At 73.6% G+C, this 20,360-nt stretch carries 19 protein-coding genes; 12 read left to right on the top strand and 7 right to left on the bottom strand.

Features of this window, described 5'->3' with window-relative positions:
* Nucleotides 1-10: 10 nt before the first annotated feature.
* A complete protein-coding gene (locus ACVWW9_RS08605) occupies nucleotides 11-733 on the bottom strand; it encodes a hypothetical protein (protein WP_456515147.1) in 723 nt (240 codons plus the stop codon).
* 231 nt (nucleotides 734-964) lie between these two features.
* Between ACVWW9_RS08605 and ACVWW9_RS08610 the strand changes: the two genes are divergently transcribed.
* The gene (locus ACVWW9_RS08610) at nucleotides 965-2,764 is read left to right on the top strand and encodes a DEAD/DEAH box helicase (RefSeq protein ID WP_456515416.1); all 1,800 of its coding nucleotides are present in this window, start codon (nucleotides 965-967) and stop codon (nucleotides 2,762-2,764) included.
* Nucleotides 2,765-2,824: 60 nt separating this feature from the next.
* On the opposite strand, the gene ACVWW9_RS08615 is transcribed toward ACVWW9_RS08610, so the two are convergent.
* On the bottom strand, nucleotides 2,825-3,439 hold the full coding sequence (locus tag ACVWW9_RS08615) for a hypothetical protein (protein ID WP_456515148.1): 615 nt from the start codon (nucleotides 3,437-3,439) through the stop codon (nucleotides 2,825-2,827).
* Between the two features lie 234 nt (nucleotides 3,440-3,673).
* Between ACVWW9_RS08615 and ACVWW9_RS08620 the strand changes: the two genes are divergently transcribed.
* Together ACVWW9_RS08620 and ACVWW9_RS08625 are read left to right on the top strand one after the other, a co-directional pair.
* Complete coding sequence (locus tag ACVWW9_RS08620; protein ID WP_456515149.1) at nucleotides 3,674-4,447, top strand: hypothetical protein; 774 nt, start codon at nucleotides 3,674-3,676, stop codon at nucleotides 4,445-4,447.
* An 8-nt stretch (nucleotides 4,448-4,455) separates the two neighbouring features.
* Nucleotides 4,456-5,121, top strand: a complete 666-nt coding sequence (locus ACVWW9_RS08625) for a class F sortase (protein WP_456515150.1) — start codon at nucleotides 4,456-4,458, stop codon at nucleotides 5,119-5,121.
* A gap of 4 nt (nucleotides 5,122-5,125) precedes the next feature.
* On the opposite strand, the gene ACVWW9_RS08630 is transcribed toward ACVWW9_RS08625, so the two are convergent.
* Both ACVWW9_RS08630 and ACVWW9_RS08635 read right to left on the bottom strand, forming a co-directional pair.
* Nucleotides 5,126-5,791 carry a hypothetical protein gene (locus tag ACVWW9_RS08630; protein WP_456515151.1) on the bottom strand — a complete coding sequence of 222 codons (666 nt, stop codon included), beginning with the start codon at nucleotides 5,789-5,791 and terminating at the stop codon, nucleotides 5,126-5,128.
* A gap of 135 nt (nucleotides 5,792-5,926) precedes the next feature.
* Nucleotides 5,927-6,646, bottom strand: coding sequence for a hypothetical protein (locus tag ACVWW9_RS08635; RefSeq protein ID WP_456515152.1), 720 nt, complete (start codon nucleotides 6,644-6,646; stop codon nucleotides 5,927-5,929).
* A 138-nt stretch (nucleotides 6,647-6,784) separates the two neighbouring features.
* Here ACVWW9_RS08635 and ACVWW9_RS08640 point away from each other — a divergent pair, with 138 nt between their 5' ends.
* The 7 genes from ACVWW9_RS08640 to ACVWW9_RS08670 all read left to right on the top strand — a co-directional run bounded on the left by ACVWW9_RS08640 (nucleotide 6,785) and on the right by ACVWW9_RS08670 (nucleotide 14,501).
* Nucleotides 6,785-8,290, top strand: coding sequence for an MmgE/PrpD family protein (locus tag ACVWW9_RS08640; RefSeq protein WP_456515153.1), 1,506 nt, complete (start codon nucleotides 6,785-6,787; stop codon nucleotides 8,288-8,290).
* On the top strand, nucleotides 8,290-9,201 hold the full coding sequence (gene prpB / locus ACVWW9_RS08645; RefSeq protein ID WP_456515154.1) for a methylisocitrate lyase: 912 nt from the start codon (nucleotides 8,290-8,292) through the stop codon (nucleotides 9,199-9,201). The genes ACVWW9_RS08640 and prpB overlap by 1 nt, the downstream gene beginning before the upstream one ends.
* On the top strand, nucleotides 9,198-10,292 hold the full coding sequence (locus ACVWW9_RS08650; RefSeq protein WP_456515155.1) for an NADH:flavin oxidoreductase/NADH oxidase: 1,095 nt from the start codon (nucleotides 9,198-9,200) through the stop codon (nucleotides 10,290-10,292). Before prpB ends, ACVWW9_RS08650 begins: the two co-directional genes overlap by 4 nt.
* 120 nt (nucleotides 10,293-10,412) lie before the next feature.
* Nucleotides 10,413-11,459 (top strand): 3-hydroxyisobutyryl-CoA hydrolase, encoded by a 1,047-nt coding sequence (locus tag ACVWW9_RS08655; RefSeq protein ID WP_456515156.1) that lies wholly within the window; start codon nucleotides 10,413-10,415, stop codon nucleotides 11,457-11,459.
* A complete protein-coding gene (locus tag ACVWW9_RS08660; RefSeq protein WP_456515157.1) occupies nucleotides 11,456-12,277 on the top strand; it encodes an enoyl-CoA hydratase-related protein in 822 nt (273 codons plus the stop codon). The genes ACVWW9_RS08655 and ACVWW9_RS08660 overlap by 4 nt, the downstream gene beginning before the upstream one ends.
* Before the next feature lie 233 nt (nucleotides 12,278-12,510).
* Nucleotides 12,511-13,668, top strand: a complete 1,158-nt coding sequence (locus tag ACVWW9_RS08665; RefSeq protein ID WP_456515158.1) for a bifunctional 2-methylcitrate synthase/citrate synthase — start codon at nucleotides 12,511-12,513, stop codon at nucleotides 13,666-13,668.
* Nucleotides 13,665-14,501, top strand: coding sequence for an aldo/keto reductase (locus ACVWW9_RS08670; protein WP_456515159.1), 837 nt, complete (start codon nucleotides 13,665-13,667; stop codon nucleotides 14,499-14,501). Before ACVWW9_RS08665 ends, ACVWW9_RS08670 begins: the two co-directional genes overlap by 4 nt.
* 91 nt (nucleotides 14,502-14,592) lie before the next feature.
* Here ACVWW9_RS08670 and ACVWW9_RS08675 read toward each other — a convergent pair whose 3' ends face one another.
* On the bottom strand, nucleotides 14,593-15,252 hold the full coding sequence (locus ACVWW9_RS08675) for a maleylpyruvate isomerase family mycothiol-dependent enzyme (protein WP_456515160.1): 660 nt from the start codon (nucleotides 15,250-15,252) through the stop codon (nucleotides 14,593-14,595).
* A gap of 228 nt (nucleotides 15,253-15,480) precedes the next feature.
* On the opposite strand from ACVWW9_RS08675, the gene ACVWW9_RS08680 reads away from it, so the two are divergent.
* A complete protein-coding gene (locus ACVWW9_RS08680; protein WP_123697288.1) occupies nucleotides 15,481-15,906 on the top strand; it encodes a DUF2695 domain-containing protein in 426 nt (141 codons plus the stop codon).
* A gap of 47 nt (nucleotides 15,907-15,953) precedes the next feature.
* On the opposite strand, the gene ACVWW9_RS08685 is transcribed toward ACVWW9_RS08680, so the two are convergent.
* On the bottom strand, nucleotides 15,954-16,628 hold the full coding sequence (locus ACVWW9_RS08685; RefSeq protein ID WP_456515161.1) for an alpha/beta hydrolase family protein: 675 nt from the start codon (nucleotides 16,626-16,628) through the stop codon (nucleotides 15,954-15,956).
* Nucleotides 16,629-16,703: 75 nt separating this feature from the next.
* On the opposite strand from ACVWW9_RS08685, the gene ACVWW9_RS08690 reads away from it, so the two are divergent.
* Nucleotides 16,704-18,446, top strand: a complete 1,743-nt coding sequence (locus ACVWW9_RS08690; protein WP_456515162.1) for a thioredoxin domain-containing protein — start codon at nucleotides 16,704-16,706, stop codon at nucleotides 18,444-18,446.
* Nucleotides 18,447-18,453: 7 nt separating this feature from the next.
* On the opposite strand, the gene ACVWW9_RS08695 is transcribed toward ACVWW9_RS08690, so the two are convergent.
* Nucleotides 18,454-20,217 (bottom strand): dolichyl-phosphate-mannose--protein mannosyltransferase, encoded by a 1,764-nt coding sequence (locus ACVWW9_RS08695; RefSeq protein WP_456515163.1) that lies wholly within the window; start codon nucleotides 20,215-20,217, stop codon nucleotides 18,454-18,456.
* Nucleotides 20,218-20,360 lie beyond the last annotated feature (143 nt).

Consider the following 20,360-nt stretch of genomic DNA (forward strand, 5'->3'; position numbering starts at 1 on the left):
CGGATGCGCGTCAGCGGTGGGGCGTGCCCTGGTCGTCCGAGGCGTCGCCCTCCGGCGCCGCGTCGACGTCGGTCTCGGCGGGTGCCGTCGCGATGTCCGGGTCGGCGCCGATGACGGCGGTGCCGTCGTGGGCGTCCTCGCTCGGGCCGGGGTGCGACGTCGTGTCGTCGTCGGGAATGGCGGGGTTCATGACGATCTCCTCTGCGTAGGCCTCGGTGCCGGACGCCCCGACACCGGCGTATCCGGGTGCACCGGCAGCGGCCGCGCCGGCGGCCCCGGAGGATGCCGCGGCGCCGGTGACCGACGCGACGGCCGCGTCACTCGCAGCCGAGCGCGCCGTGCCATGCGCGGTCGAGCCCGCCGTGCCGTGCGCGACGCCCTGCTCCGACCCCCGCGCCGTGCCGTGCGCCGGGTCATCCGAGTCGTCGGTGTCGCCGTCGAACGGGTTGTCGCCGATGAGCGGCGGCAGCTCCTCGCCGTGCTCGCCGCGCCGCTCGAGCACGAAGATCGACGCGAGCATCGTGATGATCGACAGCCCCACGAACACCCAGCCGATGATGCTGTTCGGCAGCAGGCCGAGGCCGTCGGTGACGCGCGTGTAGCTGAGGATGGCGAACAGCGCGCCGACGGCGACGAGCGCGGCCGTCAGCACGACGAACCACGTCGGCCGGGTGCGGCGCGTCGCGATGGCGGCGCCCATGACGAGCGCTGCGAGACCGAGCAGGTAGTGCATGCGGTCAGCCTAGGCGCACGCCCCTGAAACCGCGACGAACCCCGTCTCAACGGAGCACGTGGTGCCGCGAGGGCTCTATCACCTCGCGCTACCACCCGCTCCGTTGAGGATCAGGGGACGAGGACGCGCGACACGCGCACGAGGCGCAGGTCGGTGGCCGCGCCTACGATGGAGCGAGTGACCAGCCAGCCCGCAGCAACCCCGTTCGGGGCGTTCGCCGGGCAGCAGGGCATCCAGCACTCGGCGCAGCAGCACGGGCAGCACGCCACCGAGCAGGGCCAGCACTTCGGCACCTACGCGGCCGATCACCTGCCGCCGACCTACCCGGAGCGCGCCGCCTGGGGCACCGCCCAGCCGCTCCGTGCGTGGCAGCAGGAGGCGCTCGAGCAGTACTTCCGCACCGAGCCGCGCGACTTCCTCGCGGCGGCCACCCCGGGCGCCGGCAAGACGACGTTCGCCCTGCGGCTCGCCTCCGAGCTGCTCCGCCGCGGCGCGGTCGCCCGCATCACGGTCGTCGCCCCCACCGAGCACCTCAAGCAGCAGTGGGCCGACGCGGCGCACCGGGCGGGCATCCGCCTCGACCCCGACTTCTCGAACGGTGACGGCGACTACCCCCGGCAGTACCACGGGGTCGTCGTCACCTACGCGCAGGTCGCCGCCCGGCCGCCGGTGCACGAGCGCATCACCCGCTCGGCGCCGAGCCTCGTCATCCTCGACGAGGTCCACCACGCGGGCGATGCCCTCTCGTGGGGCGACGCGGTGCTCGAGGCGTTCGGCCCCGCCGCCCGCCGGCTGTCGCTCACGGGCACGCCGTTCCGCAGCGACACCGCGCCGATCCCCTTCGTCGAGTACGTGCGCGACGAGCGCGGCATCCGCCTCTCGCGCACCGACTACGCCTACGCCTACGACCACGCGCTGCGCGACGGCGTGGTGCGCCCGGTGCTGTTCATGGCCTACGCCGGCACGATGCAGTGGCGCACGTCGATGGGCGACGAGATGCGCGCCACCCTCGGCCACGGCGACACGAAGGACATCACGAACGGCGCCTGGCGCACCGCGCTCGACCCTGGCGGCGAGTGGATCCAGCAGGTGCTGCGCAGCGCCGACGTGCGGCTCACGCACGTGCGCCAGACGGTGCCGGATGCGGGCGGCCTCGTGATCGCGACCGACCAGGCCCAGGCGCGCCAGTACGCGGCGCTGCTGCGCGGCATCTCGGGGGAGGAGCCGACGGTCGTGCTGTCGGACGATCCCGGCGGCTCCGACCGGATCAGCGCCTTCTCCGATGGCACGCAGCGCTGGATGGTGGCGGTGCGGATGGTGTCAGAGGGCGTCGACGTGCCGCGGCTCGCGGTCGGCGTCTACGCGACGAGCTCGTCGACCCCGCTGTTCTTCGCGCAGGCCATCGGCCGCTTCGTGCGCTCGCGGCGCCGCGGCGAGGTCGCGACCATCTTCCTGCCATCGGTGCCGCCGCTCCTGACGCTCGCCGCCGAGCTCGAGCGGCAGCGCGACCACGCGCTCGACCGCGAGCAGTCCGACGACCAGCTGCTCGACGACGACGCGATGGATGCGGCGGAGCGCGGCGACAGCGACGACCGCGAGGCCGCGCCGTTCACGTGGGAGCCGCTCGAGTCGAGCGCCACCTTCGACCGGGTGCTGTTCGGCGACGCCGAGTTCGGCCAGCTCGTCGAGCCGGCGACCGAGGAGGAGCTCGACTTCATCGGCATCCCCGGCCTCCTCGACGCGGAGGACGTCTCCGACCTGCTCAAGCGACGGCACGCGCGCCAGGCCGCGCGCATCCGCGACCGGCCGCCGAGCCAGGAGGCGCCGGAGCCGCTCTACCGCAACATGCGCGAGGAGCGGCAGCTGCTCAACTCGCTCGTCGCGATCGTGGCGAAGCGCCGCGGCGAGGCGCACGCGCTCGTGCACGCGGAGTCGCGGCGCGTCTGCGGCGGCCCGCCGGTCGCACAGGCGTCGATGCAGCAGCTGCGCGACCGCATCCGCTACCTGCGGAGGGTCGTCGACAAGCGCTGAGCGGTCGGCCGTCGCTGCGCGGGCACGGCGCGCTCAGCGCTCGAGCGGCGCCACTTCGGCTCAGTCGTGCTCGACCCAGCACACGAGCACGGCCGATGCGACGGCGTAGGCCACCTCGGACCGCGTCATCGTGCCGCCGGCGAGCTCGTCGGGCAGGCGGGTGGCGTCGACGAGCAGTGTCTTGCCCTCGCGGAGGAACGAGACGATGCCCGCATCGTTCGTGAAGGAAGGCATCCCGAGCGCGAGCAGTCCCTCGATGTCGCGCGCGCCCTCGGTGGTGGCCTGCAGCTCGGCGAAGTGCGCCTCGCCGACCGCGAGGGCGGTCGCGTCGTGCACCGAGAGCGTGAGCGGCGCGCCGTCGACGTCGTAGGAGCACGTGAACATCGGCTCGTTCCAGGTGGACGACGGCGAGACCTCGCCCTCGAGGTCGAGCATCGCGGTGATCGCGTCGGTCACCTGTCCGGCGCAGACCATCTCGGCGGCCTCGGACGGCCCCTGGGCGCTCGCGTGCCCGGTCCCGTGCGAGCCGTGCTCCTCACCGGTCATCACGGTGCCATCGGGCATCGTGTGCGACGCCTCCGGGGCGGGGCTCTCGGCGGCGGGCGCGGCGCTCGCGCAACCGGTCACCAGCAGGGCGGCGACGACGATGGCGGAGAGCCGTCTCGTGTGGACCATGGGGATCATCCGATCTGTGTGATGCGTGCGATGTCGTCGTCGCGCGCGGTGGTTGCACGGAGTGGTTCGGCGCCGCACCGCATCGGGATTGGTCGCGATCGGATCGCGCAGACCAGATCGCGCAGGCCGGATGCGGCCCGGACCCATCCAATCCGTCCGAGCCTCCGCCTCGAACCCCTCGCAGGAAGAGGGCACAACCACCTGGGCCCGACACTTCAAGGAAGAGGACATCCCATGAAGAAATCAGCACTCCTGCTCGTCGCTCCGGCGCTCGGGCTGGGCATGGTCGCGCTGAGCACGGCGCCGGCGATGGCTGCGCACGCCGAGGGCTCGTACTCCACGATGCTCGACGAGCTGAACAACAGCGGCGCGACCGGCGAGGCATGGATCGACGTCGAGGGCGCCACCGCCACCGTCACGATCAACGCCTCCGGCCTCGCGGCGGAGTTCGACGGCGCGCCGTACCCGCACGTGCAGCACATCCACATCGCCGCGCAGGGCCTGTGCCCGAGCGACGACGCGGACACCAACGGTGACGGCATCATCAGCACCACCGAGGGCGGCCCGTTCTACGGCGACATCGGCACCACGCTCTCCGTGGGCGACGCGGACAAGACCCCCGCGGGCGGTCTCGACCTGGCGGCTGCGCCGTCGGGCGACACCATCTCCTACGAGGAGACCTTCGAGCTCGACCAGGCCACGCAGGACTCGCTCGCTGACGGCACCGCTGTCGTCGTCGTGCACGGCCTCGACCCGGCCGGCCAGCCGGAGGCAGGCACCAGCCCGAGCGACCTCGTCCCCGAGCTCCCGCTCGCCGCGACGTCGCCCGCGCTGTGCGGCGTCCTCGAGGTCGCGCCGGCCGGTGGCGTCGACACCGACGTCACGACCGTCGCAGCTGCTGGCACGGACGGCTCGGCCCTCGGCCTCGTCGCCCTGGGTGGCACGCTCGCGCTCATGACGGCTGCCGGCGTGTTCGTCGTCCGTCGTCGCGTGGTCCGCGACAACTGATCGATCTCATGATCGAGCACAACAAGGGCCGTCGTCTCCGCCTCACGGCGGGGGCGGCGGCCCTCGTGGTCACCCTCACCGCCCTCACCGCATGCAGTGCGGCCAGCGGCGAGCAGCCGCCGACCGCGGCACCCGCGGCCTCGAGCGCGCCGGCCACCGAGGCGCCTGCCGCCGAGACGCCCAGCGCTGCGCCGGCATCCGAACCGCTGGTGCTCGAGGCATCGGCGCCTGTCAGCGTGCAGATCCCGGCCATCGGCCTGGATGCGTCGCTGATCCACACGGGCATCCGCGAGGACGGCGCCCTCGAGGTGCCGCCCGGCGAGGAGGGCTCGCCCGGCAGCTGGTACGACGGCTCGCCGACCCCCGGCGAGCGCGGCGCATCCGTGCTGCTCGGCCAGGTCAACTCCACCACCGATGACAGCGGGGTCTTCTACGACCTCCCGCGACTCGTCGAGGGCGACGAGGTGATGGTGACGCGCGAGGACGGATCCGTCGCCGTCTTCGAGGTGTACAGCACCGAGACGTTCGCCAAGGACTCGTTCCCGACCCGTGCCGTCTACTACCCGGTGGCCGACGCCGAGCTGCGGCTCATCACCTGTCACGAGGGTGAGGACGCCTCCAGCCCCTACCCGAACAACTACGTCGTGTTCGCGCGGCTCGTGGGCAGCGCCTAGCCCGTCAGCCTCCTGCCGGCGGTGTCTCCCACCCCTGCAGCGCCGGGCACACGCTCCAGGCGACGACCACGTCGGCCCCGTCCAGCGGGATGCCGGCGTGGTCCGCGTGGCGCTGCACCCCGTCGGCGCCGTCGTAGCGGCTGACCGCATCCCACTGCAGCAGCGTCGACACCGCACCGTCGGCCGGGTCGACCTCGATGCCGTAGCTGCGGGTGTCGTCGAACATGCCGATCTCCGTCTGCTCGAGGCCGTGCGACGTCGACCACCCGACGAGCGCGTCGTCGATCTCCGATCGCCGCGCGCCCGCCTCGCCGCCGTCGAGGTACGCGCGCGAGAACGTCATCTCGCAGTCGTTCATCAGCATCCGCCAGCTGAGCGTGCACAGCACGTCGAAGCCGTCGAGCGCATCCGGCACCGCGAAGCCCTCGCGCAGCGCGTCGGTGGACGGCTCGAGCTTGTCGTCGCCCTCGGTGTAGACGCCGTCGCCGCACTGCGCCTCCGGCCCCGGGTCGCCGATGGGCGTCGCGGGCGCGGCCGTGGCGCCGAGGTCGGTGCGGTCGGGCGCGCCGCCGCTCATGCACCCGGCGAGCGACGCCACGGCGGCGGATGCGACGGCGATGGCCGCGAGGGAGCGGCGGAACCGGGATGCGCGGGCACTCGACCGAGCCATGGCCGCCTCTTCCTCGAGGGTCAGCGCCGAGCGTACGCCGACGGGACCGCGCGCGGCAGGCCCGATCGTGGCGCCGACCTCGACTCGCTACTGCTCCGTCTCGCTGCGACTTCGACTCGCTACTGCTCCGTCTCGCTACTGCTGCGTCTCGAAGGCGACGTGGGTCAGCACCACATCCGTGGGCTCGAGGTCGAGCCCGGACCGCCGCTCGAGGTTCTCGAGCTCCGCGGTGCCGTCCGCCGGGTCGCCGAGGACGTACGCGTGCAGCCGGGCGTCGTAGATGTCGTCCTCGGCGCCGAGCACGTACTCCGTCGTCTCGCCGCCCGATTCCAGGGGCTCATAGCCGTGCTCGGCCGCCCACGCCTGCACCGAGGCCACCACGTCGGCATCGCGCACGATGGCGGTCGAGAACCGGCCGACACCCGCGCCGGGCCCGTCGACGGGGTGGTCGTAGACGACCGAGCAGAGCACGCCGTCCGAGTCGAGCAGGCCCTCCGGCTCGAAGCCGGTGCGCGGGTCTGATGCGGCGATCTGCTCCTCGTAGGTGTCGACGTTCCAGCTCACGGTGTAGCCGGCCTCCGGATCCCGGACGACGCCGTCGGCGCAGCGCGGCCACGTCGCGGAGGCGGAGGCAGGAGGAGTCGCCGACGTGGCGGGCGCGGGCGACGGTGTCTCGCTCGGCGTCGGCGTCGGCGTCGCGCTCTGTGTCGGCGTCGCGCTCGGCGTCGGCGTCGTGCTCGGCGTCGGCGACGCGGACGGCGCTGCCGGCGTCGGCGTGCAGGCGGTGAGCATCGCGAGCGCGATGACGCCGACGAGGGCGGAGCGACGGGCGGAGGCCATGGCGGTGCCTTTCATGGAGGAGGAGAGGACGCCGCGACGCGTCCTCGAGCCATTCTCAACGGTCGGCCCGCCGCGAACCCGGACACCGGCCGGGAGCGGCGTAACGATCGGGCAACGGCTGGCGCCCGACCGCTCCGGGCTAGGCTCGAGCGCATGCAGCACCATGACGTGAGAGCCCACAAGAGCGCCGAGAACCTGCCCCGCGAGGAGCAGCTCGCCTGGAGGATCGCGCAGGTCGCAGTCGACCCGGTCGAGGTGGAGGCCGACGTCGTGGAGATGATCGCCAACCGCATCATCGACAACGCCTCCGTCGCGATCGCGAGCCTCAACCGGCCGCCGGTCGTCTCGGCACGCGAGCAGGCGCAGCGCCACCCCTACGCACCCGGCGCCGCCGTGTTCGGCATCGAGGACCGCGTCAGCCCGGAGTGGGCGGCCTGGGCGAACGGCGTCGCCGTGCGCGAGCTCGACTACCACGACACCTTCCTGGCCGCCGAGTACTCGCACCCGGGCGACAACATCCCGCCGATCCTCGCCGTCGCGCAGCACGTGGGCTGCGACGGGCACGCCCTCGTGCGCGGCCTCGCGACCGGCTACGAGATCCAGGTCGACCTCGTGCGCGCGATCAGCCTGCACAAGCACAAGATCGACCACGTCGCGCACCTCGGCCCGTCCGCCGCCGCCGGCATCGGCACGATGCTCGGCCTCGACGCCGAGACGATCTTCCAGGCCGTCGGCCAGGCGCTCCACACGACGACCGCCACCCGCCAGTCGCGCAAGGGCGAGATCTCCACCTGGAAGGCGCACGCCCCGGCGTTCGCCGGGAAGATGGCCGTCGAGTCGGTCGACCGCGCCATGCGCGGGCAGACGAGCCCCGTGCCGATCTACGAGGGCGAGGACGGCGTGATCGCGCAGCTGCTCGACGGCTGGGAGGGCTCGTACAGCGTGCCGCTCCCCGCGCCGGGCGAGCCCAAGCGCGGCATCCTCGACACGTACACGAAGGAGCACTCCGCCGAGTACCAGGCCCAGGCCTGGATCGACCTCGCCCGCCGGCTCTCGGCCGAGCGGCCCGAGCTGCGCGACCCGGAGGGCATCGAGTCGATCGTGCTGCACACGAGCCACCACACGCACTTCGTGATCGGCTCGGGCGCGAACGACCCGCAGAAGTACGACCCGACCGCGTCGCGCGAGACGCTCGACCACTCCATCCCGTACATCGTCGCGGTCGCGCTGCAGGACGGCGGCTGGCACCACGTCGACTCCTACGCGCCCCAGCGCGCGGGCCGGCCGGACACGATCGCGCTGTGGAACAAGATCACGACGGTCGAGGACCCGATCTGGACCGAGCGCTACCACGACCCGGACCCCGACAAGAAGGCGTTCGGCGGCCGCATCGTCATCACGCTGACCTCCGGTGAGGTGATCGAGCAGGAGATCTCGGTGGCGGATGCGCACCCGGCGGGCGCGCGTCCCTTCGGCCGCGCCGAGTACGTGTCGAAGCTGCGCACGCTCGCGCAGGGCATCGTCGAGGACGCCGAGATCGACCGCTTCCTCGCGCTCGTCGAGCGGCTGCCCGAGCTGAGCGTCGACGAGGTGCGCCAGCTCACCGTCTACGCGCCGGCCGGCACCGTCGACCAGGGCACCACGAAGGGCCTGTTCTAGTGCTGTCGACGACCGTCACCCCGTCCGAGAAGCGGCAGGCGCTGCGGGCGGGGCTCGCCTCCGGCACGCTGCAGCGGTTCCCTGGGGCGTTCACCCCGCTGACCGCGCCGCTCATCCAGCAGCTCGGCTTCGAGGGCGTCTACATCTCGGGCGCCGTGATGGCGGCTGAGCTGGGACTGCCCGACATCGGCCTGACGACGCTCACCGAGGTCGCGCAGCGCGGCCGCGAGATCTCGCGCATGACCGACCTGCCGACCCTCATCGACGCCGACACCGGGTTCGGCGAGGCGATGAACGTCGCCCGGGCCGTGCACGAGCTCGAGGATGCGGGCGTCTCGGGCCTGCACCTCGAGGACCAGGTCAACCCCAAGCGCTGCGGCCACCTCGACGGCAAGGAGGTCGTGTCGCTCGACCGGGCGGTGCAGCGCATCGCCGCCGCCGTCTCGGCCCGCCGCGATGCCGACCTCGTGATCATGGCCCGCACGGACATCCGCGGGGTCCGGGGGCTGGAGGCGGCCAAGGACCGCGCCAAGGCGCTGGAGGCCGCGGGCGCCGACGCGATCTTCCCGGAGGCGATGGCCTCGCTCGAGGAGTTCGCGGCGATCCGCGAGGCCGTGCAGGTGCCGATCCTCGCCAACATGACCGAGTTCGGCAAGAGCGCGCTCTTCACGCATCAGCAGCTGCAGGACGTGGGCGTGAACATCGCGATCCACCCCGTCTCGCTGCTGCGCATCGCGATGGGCGCGATCGAGCGGGAGCTCGAGGGGCTGCGCGACACCGGCACCCTCGACGGCGCGGTGGAGCGCATGCAGACGCGCGCCCGGCTGTACGAGCTCAACGACTACGCCGCCTACAGCGCCTTCGACGAGGGGGTCTTCGACTTCGAGGTGCCCGGAGCGGAGCCCCGATGAGCGTGCTGTTCTCGCCCGTGCAGCTCGGGCCGATCGAGGTGCGCAACCGCGCATGGGTGTCGCCCATGTGCCAGTACTCGTGCGAGGAGCAGGACGGCATGCCCGGCGACTGGCACCGCGAGCACCTCACCTCGTTCGCGCGCGGCGGTGCCGGGCTCGTCATGACGGAGGCCGCGGCGATCGAGCCGATCGGCCGGATCTCGCCGCAGGACCTCGGGATCTGGAACGACGCGCAGGCCGAGGCGCTCGCGCCGATCGCCGCGCGCATCCGCGCCCACGGCGCTGTGGCGGCCGTGCAGCTCGCCCATGCCGGGCGCAAGGCGTCGACCTATCGCGAGTGGAGCGGCCGCGGCTCGGTGCCGCTCGAGCAGGGCGGCTGGCCGACCGTCAGCGCCGGCTCGGACGCGTTCGGCAGCTACGCGGCGCCGCGCGCGCTCGCGGCCGACGAGGTCGCGGCGCTGCCCGAGCGCTTCGCCGTCGCCGCCCGTCGTGCGGTCGACGCCGGCTTCGAGGCGGTCGAGGTGCACGCGGCGCACGGCTACCTGCTGCACCAGTTCCTGTCGCCGCTGTCGAACTCCCGCGACGACGAGTGGGGCGTCGGTGAGGGCGGTCTGCGCACGCTGCTGCTGGAGCGCGTGGTCGAGGCCGTGCGCGCCGCGGTGCCGGAGGCCGCGCTCATGGTGCGGCTGAGCGCATCCGACTGGGTCGACGGCGGCATCGACTCCGCCATGACGGTCGAGCACGTGCGGGTGGCGATCGCGGCAGGCGCCGACTGGTTCGACCTCTCCTCGGGCGGGCTCGACCCGCGCCAGGAGATCCCGCTCGAGCCCGGCTACCAGGTGCCGTTCGCGCGCGACGTGCGCGCGGCCACGGGCGCGAAGGTGAACGCCGTCGGCCTCATCGAGGACCCGGCGCACGCCGAGTCGGTGCTCGTCGATGGCGACGCCGACGCGGTGATGCTCGCGCGCGCCTGGATGCGCAACCCGCACTGGGCGCTCGGCGCCGAGGCCGAGCTCGACGGCGTCGCGGATGCGTCGGTGTGGCCGCCGCAGTACACGCGCGCCCGGCGGGTGCCCGAGCGCACACACTAGGCGGTCCGCACCCCTACACCCGCTCGTCGAGTAGCAGCCGGCGGAGCCGGCCGCGTATCGAGACGACATGATCTCGATACGCGGCCTTCGGCTGCTACTCGATCAGCGAAGATGGGGACCATGCCCGAGCACGTGCGCACCGATCGCCGCGGCCGGCTCGCGACCATCGAGCTGCACCGGCCGGAGGCGCTCAACGCGCTCACGCACGACATGGTGCGCGGCATCGCCGCGGCCCTCGCCGCCGCGCAGCGCGACCCCGCCGTCGCCACCATCGCGATCACCGGCGCCGGCGAGCGCGGCCTCTGCGCCGGCGGGGATGTCGTCGGTCTGCGCGCCGACGTCGCTGCGACGGGCGGCGCGGCCGCCCGCGCCTTCTGGCGCGACGAGTACACGCTGAACGCCGCGATCGCCCGGTCCTCGAAACCGGTCGTCGCCATCCAGCACGGCATCGTGCTCGGTGGCGGCGTCGGCATCTCAGCGCACGCGCGCCACCGCGTGGTCACCGAGTCCACCCGCATCGGCTTCCCCGAGGTGACGATCGGCTTCGTGCCGGACGTCGGCGCGACCTGGCTGCTCACCCGCGCCCCCGGCGAGCTCGGCACCCGCGTCGCGCTCACCGGCGAGCACGTCGGACCGGCCGACGCGATCCTGCTCGGACTCTCGGATGCGTTCGTCCCGGGGAAGCGGATCCCCGAGCTGCTCGCGGCCCTCGAGACGACCGACGCCGAGGCGGCGATCACAGCGGTCGCCACCACCCCGCCCACCGGCGAGCTCACCGCCACCCGCGCGCTCGTCGACGAGGCGTTCGCGGCCGACGACCTGGGCACGATCCTCGAGCGGCTCGCTGCGGCAGGAGAGCCCGGCGCTGCGCTCGCCGCCACCATCGCCACGCGCTCGCCGACGGCGCTCGCCGTGACGCTCGCAGCCCTCCGCCGCGCCGCCGCGCTGCCCACCCTCGAACAGGCGCTCGAGCAGGAGTACCGGGTCTCGTCGCACGTGAGCCTCCTGCCCGACTTCGCCGAGGGCATCCGCGCCCAGCTCGTCGACAAGGACCGCAGCCCCTCCTGGCAACCGGCCACCATCGCGCAGGTGCCGGATGCCATGGTGGAGGCCTGCTTCGCACCCGCGCCCGACGGCGACCTCGCCCTGCCAGAGGAGGCAGCATGACCGAGCCCAGCACCACCGAGTCCAGCACGAACGAGCCCAGCACGAACGGCTACCGCACCATCCGCGTCGAGCGGCGCGACCGCGTCGCGTGGATCCACCTCGACCGGCCCGAAGCGCTCAACGCGCTGAACGTGCAGCTCATGCGCGAGGTCGTGGCCGCGGCGACCGAGCTCGACGGCGACGACGGCGTCGGCGCGATCGTGGTCACCGGCTCGGAGCGCGCGTTCGCCGCGGGTGCCGACATCAAGGAGATGGCGACGAAGTCGACGGCCGAGATGCGGGCCGACGGCCACTTCGGCGGATGGGCGGCATTCGCCGCCGTGCGCAAGCCCGTGATCGCGGCGGTGTCGGGCTACGCGCTCGGCGGCGGCTGCGAGCTCGCGCTCATGTGCGACATCATCCTGGCGGCCGACTCGGCCACCTTCGGCCTGCCGGAGCTCTCGCTCGGGGTCATCCCCGGCATCGGCGGCACGCAGCGCCTCGTGCGCGCGCTCGGCTATCCGAAGGCTGCCGAGATCATCCTCACCGGCCGCCGCGTCGGCGCCGAGGAGGCGGAGCGCATCGGGCTGATCTCGCGCGTCGTTCCGGCCGACCGGCTGCTCGACGAGGCCCAGGAGATGGCCGCGTCGATCGCCGCGAAGTCGCTGCCGGCGCTCGTCGCCGCGAAGGCAGCCATGGACGCCGCGCTGGAGATGCCGCTCGCCGAGGGCATCGCGCTCGAGACCGAGCACTTCACGGCGCTCTTCGACACCGAGGACCAGCAGGAGGGCATGGCGGCGTTCAGCGAGAAGCGGGAGCCGCGCTTCCGGCACCGCTGACGCGGGGCGCTCGAGCGCGAAGGATGCGGTCGCGGCACGGGCGGCGACCGGGGTGAGCACCCTCCCACGCATCCGTCCTCCCCGGCACGCGGGCGGTGGCGAGTGTGGTGGCAGCGCCACTCGGCGCGGCGCTGCGGCGTTGCGCGCAGGGCGGAACGCGCTCGGGCGGTCGCCAGGGAGCCGTGCCCTAGAGTCGGATGGCGCCCCGCACCCCCTGTTCATCGAGGAGCACCATGGCCGAGTCCGACATCAAGAAGGGACTCGCTGGCGTCGTCGCCGACACCACCGAGATCTCGAAGGTCAACCCCGACACGAACTCGCTCCTCTACCGCGGTTACCCGGTGCAGGAGCTCGCGACGCAGCCGTTCGAGGCCGTCGCCCACCTGCTCTGGCATGGCGAGCTGCCGACCGACGAGCAGCTCGCCGAGGTCCGCGCCAAGGAGCGGTCGCTCCGCGCCCTGCCCGACAACGTGCGGTCGGTGATGGATGTGCTGCCGTCGCACGCGCACCCCATGGACGTCGTGCGCACGGCCGTGAGCATCGTGGGCGCGAACGACCCCAAGGCCGACGACCCCTCCGCCGACCTCGACAAGGCGTTCACGCTCTTCGCGGTGCTCCCGGCGATCGTGGCGTACGAGCAGCGCCGCCGCAACGGCAAGGAGCTGGTCGAGCCGCGCGACGACCTCGACTACGCCGCCAACTTCCTCTGGATGGCGTTCGGCGAGGAGGCCGACCCGGTCGTCGTCGAGGCGTTCAAGCAGTCGATGGTGCTCTACGCCGAGCACTCGTTCAACGCATCCACCTTCACCGCCCGCGTCGTGACCTCGACGCTCGCCGACCTCTACTCGGCCGTCACCGCAGCGATCGGCGCGCTCAAGGGCCACCTGCACGGCGGCGCGAACGAGGCCGTGATGGAGGTCTTCCAGGAGGTCGGCGAGCCGTCGAAGGCGGATGCGTGGATGCAGACCGCGCTCGACGAGAAGCGCAAGATCATGGGCTTCGGGCACCGCGTCTACAAGAACGGCGACTCGCGCGTACCGACGATGCGCGCTGCGCTCGAGCGGCTCGCGGAGCACTACGGCTCGCCCGAGACGCTCGAGATGTACACGGCGCTCGAGCAGGCGATGGCCGACCGGAAGCCGATCAAGCCCAACCTCGACTTCCCGTCAGGCCCCGCGTACGCCCTCATCGGCTTCGACGTGCCGATCTTCACGCCGCTGTTCGTCGCCGCGCGCGTGACCGGCTGGACCGCGCACATCATCGAGCAGCGCGCCAACAACTCGCTCATCCGCCCCCTCTCGGAGTACGTCGGCCACGACGAGCGCCATGTCGACGGCGTCGACCAGGCCGCACTGCCCGAGGACACATCCGACATCGAGGAGACCGCATGACCTCTGCCACCATCCCCACCCTGCAGCTGAACGACGGACGCTCGATCCCGCAGCTCGGCTTCGGCGTCTTCAAGGTCGACCCGGCCGAGACCGAGCGCATCGTGCTCGACGCGTTCGAGGCCGGCTACCGCCACATCGACACCGCGGCGATCTACCGCAACGAGGAGGGTGTCGGCCGCGCGATCGCGGCGAGCGGCATCCCGCGCGACGAGCTGTTCATCACGACGAAGCTCTGGAACGACCGCCGCGGCGAGGCCGAGGCGCGCGCCGCGCTCGGCGAGAGCCTCGAGAAGCTCGGGCTCGACCGCGTCGACCTCTACCTCATCCACTGGCCGACGCCGTCGGCCGGCAGCGCCGTGGAGACCTGGCAGACGCTCGGTGCTCTGCGCGATGAGGGCCTGACGACCTCGATCGGCGTCTCGAACTTCGACGAGCGCTACCTGCCGGAGATCCTCGAGACCGGCATCGTGCCCGCGATCGACCAGATCGAGCTGCACCCGCAGTTCCAGCAGCGCGCGACGACCGCGCTCGCATCCGAGCACGACATCCGGATCGAGGCGTGGGGGCCGCTCGGCCAGGGCAAGGTCGACTACGCGTCGACCGTGATCGGCGAGATCGCCGAGCGCCACGGCATCTCGTGGGCGCAGGCGACGATCGCGTGGCACCTGCAGTCGGGCCGGATCGTCTTCCCGAAGTCGAACCGCCGCGAGCGCATGGACGAGAACCTCGCCGCCGCCGGCGTGCAGCTGACCGCCGAGGACCTCGCCGCGATCGACGCGCTCGACCAGGGCGAGGCCGGCCGCGTGTCGGCCGACCCGGCAGAGGTCAGCTGACCCGGGCCCGGTCCCGCCGCTCGACTCGACCCGTTCTCGCCCACTCGACCCCGTACAGCGGGTCGGGTCGGCGGGAGCGGGTCGAGTCGCGTCAGGGGCGCGGGTTCCGCGGCGCGGCGATCCGTTCGGCGAGCACCGCGACGCCGTCGCCCTCGAGCCGGTCGAGCATCGCGCTGCGACCCGCCATGCTGACGACCAGCGCGACGGCGGGGCCGCGCACGAGCGGGCCGTCGCCGACGCCGAGCTCCGCGTCGCTCGCCTCCACGCGCAGTCCGCGCACCGCGCTGCGGCTCGCCACCGCGAAGTCGCGGGCGGCGAAGAAGGCCGCCACCTGGGCTGCGCGATCCGGTGGGGTGGGGGTCAGCAGTCCGAGCGGGATCCGGATGTCCTGGCCGTGCACGATCACCTCGCCGAGCCATGCGGGCCAGTGACCGGACGCCGCCGTGCGGCTGTCGATCACGGCGCGGAAGCGCTCGAGCGTGCCGCTGGGGGTCGGCCCGAGGTGCTCCTCGAGGCGCCGCTGGTTGTGGACGGCGTCGTCGAAGCGCGCGCCCGCCATGCTCCGCATCCAGTGCAGCGGCCCGATGCTCGCGGCCGCCGTGAGGTGCGCCACGACGTGCTCGACCGTCCATCCGGCGCAGAGCGACGGCGTCGCCCACTGCGCCTCGTGGACTTCGGCGAGCTGCTCTGCGAGCGCCGCCCGCTCGGCGGCGATCGCGATGAGGAGCTCCTGCTTCGACCATGCGCGCATGCGGTCAGCAAAGCAGATGGCGCCCCGCGTCCCCGCTTCGGCGCGACTCGGCGCGCTCGCGGACCCCATTCCGGATCCTGGACCCGAGATGCGGGGTCCATCAACCGGTATCGGGTCCATCCGGCTCGGGCGCACGAGTGGGCCCGCGTTCCACTCGGCGCGGCGGCTGTGCACAGGCCTGCGGATGCGTCGCACGCCCGACGCGCTCGCCGTGCCATCCTGCGCCGCATGGAGCGATCGATCACCGACGATGCCGAGTCCTACGTGCGCAGCCTGCTGGACGCCTGGCTCGCGCCCAACCCGGGGGAGTGCCTCGCCTGCTACCTCGATCGCGTGCTCGAGCGGTACGACTGCGACGGCGACCTGCGCTTCGCTGCGCACTACCGCGATCTCGTCGCACCCCGCGCGACGCAGCTCGAGCGGCGCCTCGAGGCGAGCGGTGGCTACTGCGACTGCGAGGTGCTGGGCAACGCCGTGCAGCCCGCGTGGCACCTCTGGTCGACGAGCCGCGAGCTCGAGCTCGACGGCCGCACCATCGTGCTCGAGGCCGAGCCGCCCGAGGGCATGCCGCCGTGCGCGGGCGTGCGGCGCGGCTCGACCCAGCCGTGCGTGCACTGGCATCGGATGCGCCGACCGCGCGTGCCGTACCGCTGACACCTGCCGGGCGGTCGCCGACGAGGCCGAGGTGCTGTCCGGCTCGGTCAGCGCAGCAGCGCGGCGATCCGTGGCCCGAGCGCCTCCGCCACCCGCTCCGGGTCGCGGTCGCCGCCCGCGATCAGGAAGGAGTGATCGCCGCCGGTGACCCAGTCGACGCGCCCGTCGGGCAGCCGCTCGACGAGCCGGTCGAGCAGGTCGCCCGACTGGAACGGGTCGTTCGTGCCCTGCAGGAACCGCTGCCGCAGGCGGATCCCCTCGAGGTGCTCGTCGCGCACCCGCTCCGGCTTGCCCGGCGCGTGCAGCGGGTACCCGAGGTAGAGCAGGCCGGCGGCGGGCATGCCCTCCGCGACCGCGGCGGCGGCCATCCGGCCCCCGAACGACTTGCCGCCCGCCCACGGCTCGTGAGGGAGCAGGTCCCGGGCGGCAGCCATCACCGCGTGCCACGTCGCGATCGCGCTCGGCGCTCGCTCCGGTTGGCGCTTGCCCGCCTGCGCGTTGGGGAAGCTCGCGCGCAGGACCGCAACGCCCTCGCCGACGAGCCCGCGCGCGACGCCCTCCATCCACGGATGCGCCGCCGACCCGCCGGCCCCGTGCAGCAGCACGGCGCTCGCCCACGCCGCATCCGGCACCTCGACGATCGCGTCGACGTGCGGCACCGTCGGGTGCTCGATCGCCACGGCGACGATCCGGCTCGGTTCGGTCCTGCGCTGCGCATCCACGCCGTCGAGCCTCGCATGCGATCGCCACCGCCGCCGTCCTGCTCGCCGCCAGGCGGCGCGAGTACCGTCGGGCGCATGGAGCGACCCGCCGACAACCGGCTCGCCGAAGCGACGAGCGACTACCTCCGGCTGCACGCCGACAACCCCGTGGACTGGCGCGAGTGGGGCGACGACGCGTTCGCCGAGGCGCGCGAGCGGGGTGTGCCGGTCTTCGCCTCGGTCGGCTACGCGACGTGCCACTGGTGCCACGTGATGGCGCGCGAGTCCTTCGCCGACCCGGCGGTCGGCGCGCTGCTGCGCGACGGCTTCGTCGCCGTGAAGGTCGACCGCGAGGAGCGGCCCGACGTCGACGCCGCCCTGATGGGCGCCGCGTCGGCCTTCACCCGTCAGCTGGGCTGGCCGCTCAGCGTGTTCCTCACACCCGACGGCCTGCCGTTCTACGCCGGCACCTACTTCCCTCCCGCCGCCAGGCAGGGCATCCCGGGCTTCCGCGACGTGCTGGGCGCGATCGGCGAGGCGTGGCGGACGCAGCCGGATGCCGTGGCCGGCACCGCCGAGCAGGTGCAGCAGGCGCTGCGCGAGTCGGCCGCCGTCGACGGGGACGCGCCCGACGCGGCGGCCGCGCGCGCGGCGCTCGCGGCGGTCGCCCGAGCGGAGGACCCGGAGCACGGCGGGCTCGGCACCGGGCAGAAGTTCCCGCAGGCGCCGCTGCTCCTCGCGCTCGTCGACGTCGATCCGCAGCTCGCCAGTCGGCTGCTCGACGCAGCCGCGGGCGACGACGCGGTTGTCGCCGCGGGCGGCTACTCGCACCTGCGAGGCCGCGACGGCGGCTTCTTCCGCTACGCGACGCAGCGCGACTGGTCGGTGCCGCACTTCGAGCGGATGCTGGTCGACAACGCGCAGCTGCTGCACGTGGCGACGCTGCTGGGCCGCGAATCCGTCGCGAGCGGCCTCGTCGGCTTCCTCGGCGAGGTCCTGCGGCTGCCGGGCGGCGCCTTCGCGGTGGCGGAGGACGCGGAGTCCACCGTCGACGGGCGGCGGGTGGAGGGCGGTTGGCACCTCGCGCCGGCGGATGCGGGCGTCGAGCGGCCGCCGCTCGACCGGCTGGTCGTCACCGCCGCGAACGGCCTCGCGATCGAGGCGCTCGCGGTGCGCGCGCTGCGCGACGGCGACCGGACCGCGCTCGAGCTCGCCCGCGGTACCGCCGAGCACCTGCTCGCACACCACGCCGCCGACCCCGCCGCGCTCGTGCACGCGAGCCTCGACGGCCGGGCCTCCACTGCGCGAGCGACCGCGGCCGACGCGGGCAACCTCGCGAGCGGCCTGCTCGCGCTCACCGCCGCGACCGGCGAGGCGGGCTGGGCGATCGCCGCGCGCGCGATCCTCGACGCGGCACCCGACCCGGCCGCCACGTCGGCACAGGGGCCGGCGCTGCAGCTCGGTCCCGACGCCGACGGCGACGCGCCCTCGGGCCAGGCAGCGCTCGCCGGCGCGCTGCACGCCCTCTTCGCGCTCAGCGGCGACGCCGCCCACCTGGACCGCGCGGCTCGCCTCCTCGACGCGCGCCAGGCCATCCGCAACCCGATCGCGGGTCCCGCGATGCTCCGCGTCGCCGCTCGCATCGCGGAGCCGCCGCGCACGCTCGTGCTCATCGGCGATCCGCCGGAGGATCTGCGCCGAGAGCCGGGCGCGTTCGTCGCGACTCCCGAGCAGGCGGCCGAGCTCGCGGCCGCAGGCTTCGCGCTGCTCGAGGGCAAGACCACACCCGCTGCCTACCGCTGCGAGGGCTTCGTCTGCGAGCTGCCGCAGCCCTACTGAGCCAGCGTCAGGGCCAGCTCGGCGGCCAGAACCGCAGCCGCATGAGCGCATCCGGCAGCGGGATGCCGTACCAGACCGGCAGGTACCAGGCGGCGACGAGGATGCTCGTCACGACCAGCAGGGCGACGATCGACCACGCGGCCGCCCGCCACTCGACGTCGTCGACGGGTTCCGAGGCGGTGGCCCGCGTGGCGGCCTCCGTGCCGGGGACGGGCGGGATCGCGGCCGCGACGTCCTCGTCGAGGGCGGTGCGCGCATCCGCGCCGACGGCGGCCCGTGCGGGGGAGCGCAGCGCGACGAGCTGCTGCAGCGTGAAGGCGAGGCCGATGATCAGGAACGGCAGGAAGACGATGGCGTAGAAGAAGAAGATGGTGCGGTCGGGGAAGAGCAGCCACGGCACGTAGCCGGCCGCGACGGCGAGCAGCAGGAAGGCGGCGCGGCGGTCGAGCGTGCGGCCGACGTGGAAGAGCAGGAAGCCGAGCGCGAGCACGCCGGCGTACCAGACGAGCAGGTTCGGCACTGCCGTGATCCACCAGCTGCCGTCCTCGACGGTGACCATCTTGAAGCCGGTCGGGCGCCCCAGCCAGAGCCACTCGATCGCGGGCGACTGGTAGGCGTGGTCGTTCGTGAGCCCGACGTGGAAGCCGAGCTGCTGGGCGTGGTACGCCCACAGCGACTGCAGCCCGAGCGGCACCCACGCGAGCAGTCCGCCCCAGCGCAGGTCGGCGCGCTCGAGCATGAGCTGGCTGCCCCAGCCGCCGTCGAACCAGCCGGCGTAGCTCGCCACGTAGACGACGACCGCCGGCACGACGAGCAGCACGAAGCTCGCCGGTGCCTGCGTCAGCAGGGTGCCGAGCCACGGATGCCGGTAGCCCGCGCGCCGTCGGTCGAGCGCCTCCATCACGACGATCCAGAGCCCGAACAGGGCGAGGAAGGCGCCGCCCGACCACTTCGTCGCGCAGCCTGCGCCCAGCAGCACGCCCGCGACGATGATCCACGGCCGGTTCCAGAGCGCCGCGCCGAAGCGGCCGCGCCGGGCGGTTAGCGCCCGCACCGTGCGCGCGGGGGAGCCGCGCCGATCGAGCAACAGCGCACCGGCGCCGGCGAGCACGAAGACCGCGAGGATGCCGTCGAGCAGCGCCGTGCGGCTCATCACGATCGCGAAGCCGTCGATCGCCATCCAGAAGCCGGCGAGCGAGGCGAACGCGACCGATCGCAGCAGGCCGCGCGCGACCGCGTAGGTCAGCCCGACGAGCGCGATGCCGGCGAGCGCGCTGGGCAGCCGCCACCAGAACGGGTCGCCCATGCCGAACACGGCCATCGCCATGCCGATGATCCACTTGCCGAGCGGCGGGTGCACGACGTAGTCGGCCTCCGCTGACAGCGCGCCCGGGTCGCCCGCCTCGAAGCGCTCGTTCGCGCCCTCGGCCCACTCGCCCTCGTAGCCGAGCTGCCAGGTCGACCAGCCCTCCTTGACGTAGTAGGTCTCGTCGAAGATGAGCAGGTGCGGGTTGCCGAGGCCGACGAGCCGCGCGATCGCGGCGAGGCCGAGGATGGCGACGGGCGCGGCGATCTCGATGCGCCGGCGGATGCGCGGCTCGGCCAGGCGCCGCTCGAGCGACCCGTACGCGTCGGTGAGGCGCGCGAGCCGGGGGGAGTCGGCGCGCGACCGTGCGGAGGCCGACACCGCCGTCGCCGTCGCGCCGAGCGCAGCGTCGCGCGGCTCGCCGCCGCCGCCGTCGGCGTCATCGGCGGTGCGGGGCAGGGTCACGGGCCCGATTCTCGCACTGCTCGCCCGGACGAGCCCGCCGGGCGCGCGCTCGATCGGGCTGAGCGCGGTGTGAGGCGGTCATGCCGGTCGGCGACCGGCTCAGCCCGATCGAGCGCACGTGGAGCGCCGGCCGGATCGCAGGA

It is taken from the genome of Agrococcus sp. UYP33 (assembly GCF_054060915.1).